Annotated in this window: 11 protein-coding genes; 3 read left to right on the plus strand and 8 right to left on the minus strand. The window is 60.8% G+C overall.

Annotated elements, in window-relative coordinates; all coding sequences use genetic code 11:
* The first annotated feature begins 19 nt into the window (after positions 1-19).
* The 3 genes from DTP52_RS22905 (at position 20) to DTP52_RS22915 (ending at position 3,215) form a co-directional block, all read left to right on the plus strand.
* Entirely contained in the window at positions 20-1,168 is a 1,149-nt protein-coding gene (locus DTP52_RS22905; protein ID WP_109755377.1) for a PQQ-dependent sugar dehydrogenase, read from the plus strand.
* A 363-nt stretch (positions 1,169-1,531) separates the two neighbouring features.
* Positions 1,532-2,596, plus strand: a complete 1,065-nt coding sequence (gene ilvA / locus DTP52_RS22910) for a threonine ammonia-lyase, biosynthetic (protein WP_109755378.1) — start codon at positions 1,532-1,534, stop codon at positions 2,594-2,596.
* Between the two features lie 319 nt (positions 2,597-2,915).
* Positions 2,916-3,215 (plus strand): DUF1652 domain-containing protein, encoded by a 300-nt coding sequence (locus DTP52_RS22915; protein WP_109755379.1) that lies wholly within the window; start codon positions 2,916-2,918, stop codon positions 3,213-3,215.
* Between the two features lie 81 nt (positions 3,216-3,296).
* On the opposite strand, the gene DTP52_RS22920 is transcribed toward DTP52_RS22915, so the two are convergent.
* The 8 genes from DTP52_RS22920 to DTP52_RS22955 form a co-directional block, all read right to left on the minus strand.
* Positions 3,297-3,560, minus strand: coding sequence for a DUF2790 domain-containing protein (locus DTP52_RS22920; protein ID WP_109755380.1), 264 nt, complete (start codon positions 3,558-3,560; stop codon positions 3,297-3,299).
* Positions 3,561-3,764: 204 nt separating this feature from the next.
* A complete protein-coding gene (locus DTP52_RS22925) occupies positions 3,765-4,703 on the minus strand; it encodes a carbohydrate kinase (protein ID WP_109755381.1) in 939 nt (312 codons plus the stop codon).
* A 12-nt stretch (positions 4,704-4,715) separates the two neighbouring features.
* Complete coding sequence (gene xylB / locus DTP52_RS22930; RefSeq protein ID WP_109755382.1) at positions 4,716-6,203, minus strand: xylulokinase; 1,488 nt, start codon at positions 6,201-6,203, stop codon at positions 4,716-4,718.
* 207 nt (positions 6,204-6,410) lie between these two features.
* On the minus strand, positions 6,411-7,892 hold the full coding sequence (locus tag DTP52_RS22935; RefSeq protein ID WP_109755383.1) for a mannitol dehydrogenase family protein: 1,482 nt from the start codon (positions 7,890-7,892) through the stop codon (positions 6,411-6,413).
* 15 nt (positions 7,893-7,907) lie between these two features.
* Positions 7,908-9,011, minus strand: a complete 1,104-nt coding sequence (locus DTP52_RS22940; protein WP_109755384.1) for an ABC transporter ATP-binding protein — start codon at positions 9,009-9,011, stop codon at positions 7,908-7,910.
* Between the two features lie 39 nt (positions 9,012-9,050).
* Positions 9,051-9,881 (minus strand): carbohydrate ABC transporter permease, encoded by an 831-nt coding sequence (locus DTP52_RS22945; protein WP_109755385.1) that lies wholly within the window; start codon positions 9,879-9,881, stop codon positions 9,051-9,053.
* Between the two features lie 10 nt (positions 9,882-9,891).
* A complete protein-coding gene (locus tag DTP52_RS22950) occupies positions 9,892-10,827 on the minus strand; it encodes a carbohydrate ABC transporter permease (RefSeq protein WP_053184628.1) in 936 nt (311 codons plus the stop codon).
* 163 nt (positions 10,828-10,990) lie between these two features.
* Positions 10,991-12,301: a sugar ABC transporter substrate-binding protein gene (locus DTP52_RS22955; RefSeq protein ID WP_109755386.1), complete on the minus strand. Its 1,311-nt coding sequence runs from the start codon at positions 12,299-12,301 to the stop codon at positions 10,991-10,993.
* Positions 12,302-12,551 lie beyond the last annotated feature (250 nt).

Genomic DNA, 12,551 nt, shown 5'->3' on the forward strand with positions numbered 1-12,551 from the left:
GCTACAGAAGGAGGTGTGCATGTTGCGTAAAACACTCCTGGCCGCACTCTGCGCCAACGCTGTTCTGACCCTTGCCACGCCGGCCGCTGCCGCACAAACCCAGCGAGCGAAAAGCGAGGAGGGCACCTTGGAGGTGATCACCGTGGTCAAGGGCCTGGAGCACCCTTGGGCGCTGGCGTTCCTGCCGGACCAGCAAGGCATGCTGGTCACGGAGCGCCCCGGCAACCTGCGCCTGGTGGGCCCCGATGGCCAGTTATCGGCGCCGTTGAGGGGCGTTCCCAAGGTCTGGGCCAAGGGCCAGGGCGGTTTGCTGGATGTAGTGCTGTCACCGGATTTCAAACAGGACCGCACGGTCTACCTGTCCTATTCCGAGGTCGGTGAAGACGGCAAGGCCGGCACTGCGGTGGGCCGTGGGCAGTTGTCACAAGACTTGAAGAGGCTGAACAGTTTCAACGTGATCTTTCGCCAGCAGCCCAAGCTGTCGAAGGGCAACCACTTTGGCTCGCGCCTGGTGTTTGACCGGGACGGCTACCTGTTCATCACCTTGGGGGAAAACAACGACCGGCCCACTGCCCAGGACCTGGACAAGCTGCAAGGCAAGGTCGTGCGCATCTACCCCGACGGTAAGGTGCCGGACGATAACCCGTTTGTCGGCCAGGAAAACGTCCGTCCCGAGATCTGGGCCTACGGTATTCGCAATCCTCAGGGAGCGGCCCTCAACCCACGTAACGGCACGCTGTGGGAAAACGAGCATGGGCCCAAGGGGGGCGATGAGCTGAACATCATCGAGCGTGGCAAGAATTACGGTTGGCCGTTGGCGACCCACGGCATCAATTACTCCGGTGCCCCGATTCCCGAAGCGCAGGGCACGACGGTCAAAGGCACCCTGGGGCCTCACCATGTCTGGCAGGTGTCCCCGGGGCTCAGCGGCATGGCGTTCTACGACAGTGATCGCTTCAAGGCCTGGCAGCACAGCGTGTTCATCGGCGCGCTGGTCTCCAAGAACCTGATCCGCCTGCAATTAAAGGGCGATAAGGTCGTGCACGAGGAGCGTTTGCTTGGTGAACTCGACGAGCGTATCCGTGACGTTCGCCAAGGGCCGGATGGTTTCTTGTATGTGCTGACGGATGAAGGCGATGGGGCGTTGTATAAAGTTGGCCTGCAGTAAGTGGCAAGGGGATTTAGCGCAATGTCGCACCGCTCCGTTGGGCTGCGCAGCGGCCCTCAAACCGGTCACCGCCGGATGTCCGGTTGATTGCATCCAGATTCATGGGGGCCACTTCGCGGCCCAGCGGGGATAAATCCCCTCGCCGCAAGCGGGTGAACCAAGCCCATCTGTGTATTTTGGATTGACTTGGCCCCCATCCCCCAGCTAACTTTCAATCATGACTTCCACCGTACTGCGCAGCCAGCCAAGCATTATTACCGCCATTCCTTATTTGGCGGGTTAGCTGACGACTGCACCCAACCCGCCCTAGAGGCGGGTTTTTTCTTTCTGTCTCCAGGGTTCTGTCCAAACCAGGAGACCGCCATGACCGCTACCCCCGCCGAGCAAGCCCTGCTGGAACATTACGTCAAAAAGATCCTGGCCGCGCCGGTGTACGAACTGGCTGTGCGCACGCCACTGCAAGCGGCCCCTGCATTGTCCGAAGCCTTGGGCAACACGATCCTGCTCAAGCGTGAAGACCTGCAGCCGACCTTTTCCTTCAAGATCCGCGGCGCCTACAACAGACTGGTTCAATTGACCCCGGAGCAGCGGGCCCGTGGGGTCATCACCGCTTCGGCGGGCAATCATGCCCAAGGCGTGGCGCTGGCGGCGCGGGAGTTGGGTATCTCGGCCACCATCGTCATGCCCTTGACCACTCCGCAATTGAAGGTGCTGGGCGTACGCAACCGGGGTGCTGAGGCGTTGCTGCACGGGGAGAGTTTTCCGTTTGCCCTGGAGTACGCCCTGGATTTGGCCCGGCAGACCGGGCGGGAGTTCGTGTCGCCTTTCGATGACCCGGACGTGATCGCGGGGCAGGGCACCGTCGCCATGGAGATCCTGCGCCAGCACCCCGGCAGGCTGGATGCGATTTTTGTCCCGGTCGGCGGCGGTGGGCTGATCGCTGGAGTCGCAGCCTACGTCAAGTACCTGCGTCCGGAAGTGTGCATCATCGGTGTCGAGTCGCAACACTCCGCCTGCCTGCAGGCGGCGTTGGTGGCGGGGGAACGGGTGACGCTGCCGAGTGTGGGAACCTTCGCCGATGGTGTGGCCGTCGCGCAGATCGGCGCCCATGGCTTCGAGGTCTGCCGTTTTTGTGTCGATGAGGTCATGACCGTCAGCAACGATCAACTGTGCGCGGCGATCAAGGACATCTATGACGACACCCGCTCAATCACCGAGCCCTCTGGCGCCTTGGCTGTGGCGGGCATCAAGCAGTACGTGGCCCGAACCGGCGCGCACGGCCAGACCCTGGTGGCGATCGATTCCGGTGCCAATATCAACTTCGACAGCTTGCGGCATGTGGCCGAGCGCGCGGCCATGAATCCGGTTTGCAGCCCGAGTCACAGTTTTTTTGCACGAGGCGACGGATGCCCTCTCACCCAGCCGTAATAGGGGCTACTCTAGCTTTCGACAGGAGAAAAGCGATTGCAGTTTGCATGGGGTTCTTACCGTTGCCTTGCATTCTGCACGACCGGTCCGGCGTCAGGTAAAGCTAAGTGATTGATTTGAATCAAGCCAGGGCGTCGTGAATTCAGGCATGTTATTTGCGGGATGATTCAGGAGTTCGCTTAATGGGGCTCATTGATTAGAAACGCCAAAAACGAAGAACGGCACGGCATTCGTAGTCCCAGTCCGCATGGAAGAAACGGACTAAAAGAATACCGCCGTTGTGTACATAAATTGGCCGCCTCAACAGGAGAGAGTTGCCATGTTTTTATCTGCCCTCGAAATGCGAAATATCATTGAAAGCAGCTTGCTGCCCAAGCGCTCGCAATGCACCTTGTCACCCGATTTGTCGATGACCATCAAGATCTACGATGATCATGAAACCGACCGCGTGGCCTTGGTAAAAACTGGCATCGATGCTCAAAAACTCACGGGTTGCCGTGCAATCAACGACTTGATTGCCGAACTGCGCACCGAACTCGACCAGAACCACGGCCAGAATCAACACCACAATCCCGCCGGCAATCATTTTCATCAGTTACATCGGATGACCGGGCGTTAAAATACGCGCCCTGTACAAGCACATCGACGCCTGGCCCGGTCATTGTCCGAGCCAGGCGTTTTGTTGTCCGCCACCCGCCAGTCAATTTTGATAACTGCAGGAATCCGATAGTTTGCGGTAAGAGACATCACGGGTTTGCCCCGTCTTGTCGATGTACACCATCTGCGCCGTCACGACCTTGCAATAAGGCGTTGATGGCTCCTTCAGCGATACCACCTTTTTGATCTCCAGCGGCATGCCATAACGGTAGGGCGTGGGTTGTCCGGCGTTGTCAGCCTGGGCCATCACGCTGATGCCAGTCAGCAGTACCAAAGACGACGCGGCGACTAATCGACGAATATTCATGAGCGAGACTCCGCAGCAGAGAGAAAATCGACCTGATGTTCAAACATCGGGCCTGCCGCGCGGGACCTCAGGAGGGATACGCGGTCCGGGACAGTGTCGGATCGCGGGATTAAACGAGGGTTAAAGCGAATCGCTTGGCTTTTGTGTGGGGTGGCAACCGCTGCCGAAGGCTCGGTGGCGTTCGGCAGCGGCGGGTTGCGAGCGTCAGTTCAACTGTCGCCGGTAAGGCAGGTCTGGGCCGGTCTTTGCGCAGGTCAGGGCCGCGGCGCGTATGGCGAAGTCGAGCATGGCGCTGATCTGGTCGCGGGTCAGGGTGTTCAGGCCTTCGACCGAATCCAATTGCTGTTCGGTGAGCCAGGTAATCAACGCAGCCTGGAAGGTGTCGCCGGCGCCCACAGTATCGGCGATCTTCACCGAGCAGGCGGGCATTGACCACGAACCGTGTTGGCGACTGAATACCGTGGCGCCCTGGCCGCCGCGGGTCAAGAATACCAGTTGGCAACGGTGCTGCAGCCAGCCATCAATGACCGCTTGTGGCTCAAGCTCGGGGTAGAGCAGGTGCAGGTCTTCGTCGCTGACCTTGATCAGGTCGGCATATTGCACCAGCGTTGCGATCCGTGAACGCCACAGTTCGATATCCGGCTGCGGGTTGAGGCGCACGTTCGGGTCGAGGCTGATCAGGCGCTTGCCGCTCTCGCGCTGTACCAGGGCCAGCAGGGTGTCGGCAATCGGCTGGACCACCAGCGAGAACGAGCCGAAATGCAAGCCACGCACCTCCGGGCCCAACGTCGGCAGATGGGCCAGGCTCAATTGTCGGTCCGCGCAGCCTTCGCCGCGAAAACTGTAGTGGGGCGAGCCGTTGGCGCCGACGGCCACCATCGCCAGGGTCGTCGGTGCGTCGAAGTCCAGCAGGTATCGGGCGCTGACGCCTTCGTTGAGCAGCACCTGCTGCAAGCGTCGGCCCAGGTAGTCAGTGGACAGCCCGGCAAACAGCGCGGACTCGACACCCAGGCGCCGCAACCCGACCGCCACGTTGAACGGCGAGCCGCCGGCAATGGCCTTGAAGTTCACTTGCGAGGCCGGGCCGCCAGCCTCGGTTTCACTGAAAAAATCAAACAGTGCTTCACCACACACCAAATACATAGTTGCCTGCTCTCAAAGGGTTGCGACGTGTTGTCGATAATGTTCATAAGCGTGTTGGGCGGCCGCGACGTGCCCGGCGATGGGCTGGGTTTCACTGTCCAGGTCGAGCTTGACGCAGCGCTCGCACAGTTCGGTCAGGTTCTCTTGCGTCCCTGAATGGCACCATGCCGCCTGAATCGCCGCGCCAAGGGCTGCGGCTTCGCTCTGTTCGGTGCAGATGACCGGGGTATTCATGATATCGGCGACGATCTGCCGCCACACCGGGCTCTTCGAACCGCCGCCAATCAGGCGAATGCTCTGGGCTTCAAGCCCGTTGGCCCGCAGCAGGTCCAGGCCGTAGCGCAACCCGAAGGTCGTGCCTTCGACCACGGCCCGGCACAGGTTGGCCCGGGTCAGGTTGGTGGTGGTCAGGCCCAGCAGGCTGCCGCTGGCATGGGGCAGGGCGGGAACGCGCTCACCGTTGAGGAACGGCAGCATGCACACGCCCTCGGCGCCAATCGGGGCTTGGGCCACCAGGGCGTTGAAGGCGGCGATGTCCAAGTCCAGCAATTCGCGTATCGCACCAGTGGCGTTGGTCAGGTTCATGGTGCAGATCAGCGGCAGCCAACCACCGCTGGAAGAGCAGAAGGTCGCCACCGACGCTTCCGGGCTGACCACTGGCTCTGCGGCATAGGCGTAGACCGTGCCGGAGGAGCCGAGGCTCATGGTGATCACGCCGGGCTGGATGTTACCGGTGCCGATGGCGCCCATCATGTTGTCGCCGCCACCGCTGGACACCACGGCATTCGGGTTGATGCCCAGGTGCGCGGCAATGGCCGGCAGGATCCGACCGACCGGCTGATGTGCGTCGATCAGTTCCGGCAACGCCACTTGCAAGCGGCCGCTGGGGTCGATGTGTTGCAGTAACGGCACGTCCCATTGCCGGGTACGTACATTGAAATAGCCGGTGCCCGAGGCATCGCCGTATTCGCTGCAATGGCGGCCGGTCAGCCAATGATTGAGAAAGTCGTGGGGTAGCAGGATGCTGGTGATGCGGGCGAAAACCTCGGGATGCTGTTCGCGGGTCCACAGCAGCTTGGACACCGTGTAACCCGGGGCGATGACCACGCCGAGGCGTTCCAGGGAGCCGCTTTCACCGCCCAGGTGGGCCAGTAGCCGTTCGTTTTCCGGAGTGGTTTCGGTGTCGCACCACAGCTTGGCCGGGCGCAGGACCTGGCCTTGCTCATCGAGCAAGACCAGGCCGTGCTGCTGGCCGGAAACGCCGATGCCGAGGATGGCCTGGCCATCGACCCCGGCGGCGGCCAAGGCTTGATGGGTCGCCTGGGTAAATGCATCGAGCCATTGCTGGGTATCTTGTTCACGGCGACCGTTGGCCCCGCTGATCATACTGTGGGCAGCGGCGCCCTGGCCGAGTACCTGGCCGCTGAACGCATCCAGGATCAGCGCCTTCGTGCCTTGGGTGCCGCAGTCGATGCCCAGGAACAATTGTTGGTTTGCCATAAAAATCCTTTGTGTCAGATCAAATCACCAACAGGTAATAGCAATTCGTTCAGCAAACACATCTGTGGCGAGGGAGCTTGCTCCCGCTGGGCTGCGCAGCAGCCCCTGAGTCCAGGCAGCGCGGTGAACCTGACAAACCCAGGGGGTCGCTTCGCAACCCAGCGGGAGCAAGCTCCCTCGCCACAAAAAGCGGTTCACGGTCGAGCCTCAGTTCGCGTCAGCCAACACCCGCTCAAGCGTCCGCGTAACACCGTGCTCGCGCAAGCTATTGCAGCACCATTCGAATGCTGCCACGAACTCCGGCGAGCGGGGAATCGCGGTGCCAAAGATTTCTTCTACCTCCAGCAGCCGCTGGGTTACCAGCGCATCGTCAGCCACCAAGGCCTGGCAGAATGCCGCCCGTGGGTCCGGGATCGAATACGTCACGCCGTTCTCGTCCACACCCTTCAGGTACACCGCCCAGGCCGCCACGACCAGCGCCGCGCGGCGGGTTTCGCCGCCGTCGGCGATCAAGCGGTTGATGGTTGGCACGGTGAATTTCGGAAACTTCGAAGAACCGTCCGAACAGACCCGCTCCAACTGGTCGGCAATCGCTTGGTTGGAAAAACGTTCCACCAGGGTGTTCTTGTAGTCGGTCAGGTCGATGCCCGGTACCGGGGCCAGTTGCGGCGTCACGTCCAGGTCCATGTAGGCCCGCATGTAACGCACGAACAACGGGTCGTTCATGGTCTCGTGGACGAAGCGATAACCCTTGAGGAAGCCCAGGTAGGTCAACGCCAGGTGACTGCCGTTGAGCAGCTTGATTTTCATCTCTTCATAGGGTGAAACGTCATCGGTGAATTGCACGCCGACTTTTTCCCAGGCCGGACGACCGTTGACGAACTTGTCTTCCAGCACCCATTGCACGAACGGTTCGCAGACCACCGGCCAGGCGTCGTCAATGCCATGTTCGTCATGCAACTGCAAGCGATGGGCGCCGCTGGTCATCGGGGTGATGCGATCGACCATGGCATTGGGAAAACTTACGTTCTCGTCGATCCATTGGCCCAGTTCCGGGTCGCGCAGTGCGGCAAACGCCAGCAGTGCCTTGCGAGTGACCGCTCCGTTGTGGGGAAGGTTGTCGCAGGACATCAGCGTGAACGCCGGCGTCCCCGCAGCACGGCGCTTGGCCAGGGCGGCACAGAGGAAGCCGAAGACCGTTTTCGGTGCCTCGGGATGGGTCAGGTCATGCTGAATCTGCGGCAGGTGGGCCATGAACTCGCCATTGCTGTCGTCGATGCAATAGCCACCTTCGGTAATGGTCAGCGAAACGATGCGGATCAGCGGATCGGCCAGTTTGTCGATCAGCGCCTGGGCGCTATCTTCGGCCAAGAGCATGTCGGCGATGGCGCCGATGACGCGGACTTCGGTGTCGTCGGTGTCGCCCAACTCATAAAGCGTGAACAGATAATCCTGGCCTGCCAGGTCATCCCGGGCGCGACGGTCTTCGGGTCGAAGACCTACGCCACAAATGGCCCAGTCGAGGCCTTCGCCGGTATTCATCAACGCATCGGTGTAATACGCCTGGTGCGCGCGGTGGAAACCACCGACGCCAATGTGGGCGATACCCTGGCGACGGTCGCCCAGGCTGTAAGCGGGCAGGGCGACCTCGGCGTTGAGGTTGTGCAGGTTCTGTCGGTTGAGTTTCATCACAAGTCTCTACAATCAGGCGGCGGCGCGCAGCGCACGGGTCACCGCTACGCCTTCGGCATCGAATAAATGGCAGTGTTCAGCGTCCAGGTGCAGGTTCAGTTGCTCGCCGAAACGGCTCGCCAGATCGCCGCGAACCCGCATGGTCAAAGCTTCACCCGACGCGGTCACGACATGGCAGAACGTGTCGCTGCCCAGGCGTTCGCTGACATCGGCGGTAACCTGCAGCGTGCAATCGCCCGGTTGCGCCAGGTTCAGGTGCTCCGGACGAATCCCCAGGGTCACCGCACCGCCAACGCTCAGGCTGGCACCGCTCAATGGCAGGCTGATACGGGTTCCGGCGTCCAGCAGGACCTCGCAGCCCTGGCTGTCCAGGCCCGTGACCTTGCCTTTGAGAAAGCCCATTTTCGGTGTGCCGAGGAACCCGGCGACAAACAGATTGGCGGGTTGGTGATACAGCTCCAGCGGCGAGCCGACCTGTTCGATGCGCCCGCCATTGAGCACCACCACCTTGTCGGCCAGGGTCATGGCTTCGACCTGGTCGTGGGTCACGTAGATCATGGTCGCCTGCAGCTCTTTGTGCAGCCGGGCCAGTTCCAGGCGCATCTGCACCCGCAGGGCGGCGTCGAGGTTGGACAGCGGTTCGTCGAACAGGAAAATCTTCGGGTTGCGCACGATGGCCCGGCCGATTGCCACACGCTGGCGCTGGCCACCAGACAGTTGCTTGGGCTTGCGTTCGAGCATTGGCCCCAGTTCGAGGATGCGCGCCGCTTCATTGACCTTCTTCTCGACCTCGGCCTTGGGTACACCGGCCAGGTCCAGGGCGAAAGACATGTTCTTGCGCACGCTCATGTGCGGGTAGAGGGCGTAGGTCTGGAACACCATCGCCAGGTCGCGTTTGGCCGGGCTGACTTCGGTAATGTCCCGGCCGTCCAGCTCGATGGTACCGTCGCTGACTTCCTCCAGGCCGGCGATCAGCCGCAGCAGCGTGGACTTGCCGCAGCCCGATGGCCCGACGAAGACCACGAACTCGCGGTCGTTCACCTCAAGGTCGATGCCCTTGATGATGGAGAAGCCTTCGAAACTTTTTTGCAGATTCTTGATTTTCAGGTTGGCCATGATGATGGGCCTCCACTTCTGATTATTGTGTAGGGCGCGTTACTTCACGGCGCCGAAAGACAAACCGCGCACCAGCTGTTTCTGGCTGATCCAGCCAAAAATCAGGATCGGCGCACAGGCCAGGGTCGAGACGGCCGACAATTTGGCCCAGAACAGACCTTCCGGGCTGGAGTAAGAGGCGATCAACGCGGTCAATGGCGCGGCTTTGGACGAGGTCAGGTTCAGTGACCAGAAGGCCTCGTTCCAGCACAGGATCAACGACAGCAACACGGTGGATGCCAAGCCGCCCTTGGCAATCGGCAGCAGCACGCGGACCATTTCCTGCCACAGCGTGGCGCCATCCAGACGCGCGGCCTCGAGGATGTCGCGAGGAATGTCCTTGAAATAGGTGTAAATCATCCAGACCACGATGGGCAGGTTGATCAAGGTGTAGATGATGATCAACGCGATCCGCGTATCCAGCAGACCAAATTGCTTGGCCAGCAGGTAGATCGGCATCAGCACGCCCACCGGCGGCAACATCTTGGTGGAGAGCATCCACAGCAAGGTGCCTTTGGTGCGCTGGGTTTCGTAGAACGCCATGGAGTAGGCTGCCGGCACCGCGATCAGCAGGCAGAGGGCGGTGGCGCTGAAGGAAATCACCACCGAGTTCCAGGCGAAACTGAAGTAGTTGCTGCGCTCGTTGATGTGCAGGTAGTTCTCCAGCGTCGGCGCGAAGATGAATTGCGGCGGCGTGGCGAATGCGTCGATTTCGGTCTTGAAGCTGGTCAGCACCATCCAGAAGATCGGGAAAAAGATCAGGATCGCGATGGCCCAGGCCAACGTGCCCAGCAGCAGGCTTTGCAGGCGACGGGTTTGTTGAAGAGTCATGGCGACGGCCTCAATGCTTGTCGGTGAGGTTTTTGCCGATCATCCGGACCAGGATGATGGCGGCGATGTTGGCGATGACCACGGCAATCAGGCCACCGGCCGAAGCCATGCCGACGTCGAACTGCACCAGCGCCTGGTTGTAGATCAGGTAGGCCAGGTTGGTCGAGGCGTAGCCGGGGCCGCCGTTGGTGGTGGTGAAGATCTCGGCGAACACCGACAGCAGGAAGATCGTCTCGATCATCAGCACCACGGCAATCGGGCGGGCCAGGTGCGGCAGGGTCAGGTGCCAGAAAATCGCGATCGGGCCGGCACCGTCCAGGCGCGCGGCTTCTTTCTGTTCCTGATCGAGGGACTGCATGGCGGTCATCAGGATCAGGATCGCGAAGGGCAACCACTGCCAGCTCACGATGATGATGATCGACAGCAACGGATAGTGGGCCAGCCAGTCCACCGGTTGGGCACCGAACAGTTTCCACACCGAGGCAAGGATTCCCGAGACCGGGTGGAAAATCAGGTTCTTCCAGATCAGCGCGCCCACCGTGGGCATGATGAAGAATGGCGAGATCAGCAGCACCCGGACGATGCCGCGCCCAAAAAACTCACTGGCTTCCAGCAGCGCACTGATCAACACCCCTAGCACGATACTGATCAGCAACACGCTGCCCACCAGCAGCAGGGTATTGGTCGCACCGGGCATGAAGCCCGAGTCGGTGAGGAAATAAGTGAAGTTCTCCAGCCCCACGAATTCGTTTTCGCCGGGGTAGAGCAGGTTATAGCGAATCATCGAGAAATAGACGGTCATGCCCAGCGGCACGATCATCCACAGCAGCAATAAAGCGACTGATGGGCTGACCAGGAACCAGCCGGGGTTGGCCAGGCGGATCTTGCGCGCTGGCGGCGGGGCAATCTCGATAGGGGCTTTGGCAGTTGTCGTTGAGCTATTCATGAGTGCTTACTCTTATGCGACGCATTCCCTGTGGCGAGGGAGCTTGCTCCCGCTGGAACGCGCAGCGGGCCCATGCCGATAGGCAATCCTCTCGATCGCCAGGGCGGGCTTCGCCCGCCAGCGGGAGCAAGCTCCCTCGCCACAAATGGATGTTTACAGGCCTTTACTTGGGATAGCCCGCGCGTTTCATCTCGCGTTCGGTGGTGGACTGCGCTGCGGTCAACGCCTGGTCCACGGTCTGCTGGCCGGTCAGCGCGCCCGAAAAGAACTTGCCGACCTGGGTACCGATGGCCTGGAACTCGGGAATGGTCACCAACTGGATGCCGATATAGGGCACAGGCTTGAGCGTGGGGGCTTTCGGGTCGGCGACTTTCAACGACTCCAGGGTCACCTTGGCAAACGGCGCGGCCTTCATGTAGTCGTCGCTGTAGGTCGAGGTGCGTGTGCCTGGCGGTACGTTGGCAATGCCATCGGTCTTGGCGACCAATTGGCTGTACTCCTTGGACGTCGCCCAGGAAGTAAAGACCTTGGCCGCTTCCTTGGCTTTGGAACTGGTGGGGATGGCCAGCGACCAGGAGTACATCCACGAGGTGCCTTTGTCGGTCGTTTCATGGGGAGCGAAGGTGAATCCGACGTGATCGGCCACCTTGCTCTGGGTCTTGTCGGTGACGAACGAGCCGGCGACGCTGGCATCGACCCAGACCGCGCACTTGCCGCTGTTGAACAACGCCAGGTTTTCATTGAAACCGTTGCTGGAAGCGCCCGGCGGGCCGGATTTCTTCATGTTGTCGACGTAGAAGTTCAAGGCATTCTTCCACTCGGGGCCATTGAACTGCGGCTGCCACTTCTCATCGAACCAGCGCGCGCCAAAACCGTTGGCCAGGGTCGTGATCAGCGCCATGTTTTCGCCCCAACCGGCCTTGCCGCGCAGACACAGGCCATATTGCTCCTTGGTCTTGTCGGTGAGTTTTTCGGCGAACTCACCGATCTGGGTCCAGGTAGGGTGTTCGGGCATGGTCAGCCCGGCGTCCTTGAACAGGTCGGTGCGGTAGTAGGTGATCGAGCTTTCGGCATAGAACGGCAGGGCGTACAGCGAGCCCTTGACCGACAAGCCATCGCGCACGGAAGGGAAGACGTCGTCCAGGTCATAGGAGGCGGGCAGGTCTTTCATGGGTTCCAGCCAGCCCTTGGCGCCCCAGAGTGCAGCTTCGTACATGCCAATGGTCAATACGTCGAACTGTCCGCCTTGGGTGGCGATGTCGGTGGTCAGGCGCTGGCGCAGGACGTTTTCTTCGAGCACCACCCAGTTCAGCTTGATGTCCGGGTGCTCGGCCTCGAAGGTTTTCGAGAGCTTTTGCATGCGGATCATGTCGCTGTTGTTGACGGTGGCAATGGTGAGGGTCTGTGCGCCAAAGCTGACGCTGCTGAGGGTCATGCAGGTGGAGACAAGCAGAGCTTTTACCGAAGGTTTCATCGCGCACTCCTTTTCCGCGCCCAAAGGCTGCAGAAGGACAGTTATTGTTTTTGTGTCTTCCGGATGAAGGGAAGAATGTGCGCTGATTACAGCCCTCAATGGACGGCATGACAAATCATCCGTCGCACTTGTGCTGATACTTTTTTGCACTGCATGGGGCGGCGATGGGAATTATCTGTGGGAGCAAGGCTCGCCCGCGATGAAGTTGACACGGTCTTTCGGGGAACCGAGGCGTCTGCATCGCGGGCAA

This window comes from Pseudomonas sp. 43mfcvi1.1 (genome assembly GCF_900115935.1).
Taxonomy (GTDB): domain Bacteria; phylum Pseudomonadota; class Gammaproteobacteria; order Pseudomonadales; family Pseudomonadaceae; genus Aquipseudomonas; species Aquipseudomonas bijieensis.

Bases quoted from the DNA above. Each gene is read 5' to 3' on its own strand.
- DTP52_RS22950 (WP_053184628.1), bottom strand. From the start codon at position 10,827: ATGAATAGCTCAACGACAACTGCCAAAGCCCCTATCGAGATTGCCCCG.
- ilvA (WP_109755378.1), top strand. From the start codon at position 1,532: ATGACCGCTACCCCCGCCGAGCAAGCCCTGCTGGAACATTACGTCAAA.
- DTP52_RS22945 (WP_109755385.1), bottom strand. From the start codon at position 9,881: ATGACTCTTCAACAAACCCGTCGCCTGCAAAGCCTGCTGCTGGGCACG.
- xylB (WP_109755382.1), bottom strand. From the start codon at position 6,203: ATGGCAAACCAACAATTGTTCCTGGGCATCGACTGCGGCACCCAAGGC.
- DTP52_RS22940 (WP_109755384.1), bottom strand. From the start codon at position 9,011: ATGGCCAACCTGAAAATCAAGAATCTGCAAAAAAGTTTCGAAGGCTTC.
- DTP52_RS22920 (WP_109755380.1), bottom strand. From the start codon at position 3,560: ATGAATATTCGTCGATTAGTCGCCGCGTCGTCTTTGGTACTGCTGACT.
- DTP52_RS22925 (WP_109755381.1), bottom strand. From the start codon at position 4,703: ATGTATTTGGTGTGTGGTGAAGCACTGTTTGATTTTTTCAGTGAAACC.
- DTP52_RS22915 (WP_109755379.1), top strand. From the start codon at position 2,916: ATGTTTTTATCTGCCCTCGAAATGCGAAATATCATTGAAAGCAGCTTG.
- DTP52_RS22955 (WP_109755386.1), bottom strand. From the start codon at position 12,301: ATGAAACCTTCGGTAAAAGCTCTGCTTGTCTCCACCTGCATGACCCTC.
- DTP52_RS22935 (WP_109755383.1), bottom strand. From the start codon at position 7,892: ATGAAACTCAACCGACAGAACCTGCACAACCTCAACGCCGAGGTCGCC.
- DTP52_RS22905 (WP_109755377.1), top strand. From the start codon at position 20: ATGTTGCGTAAAACACTCCTGGCCGCACTCTGCGCCAACGCTGTTCTG.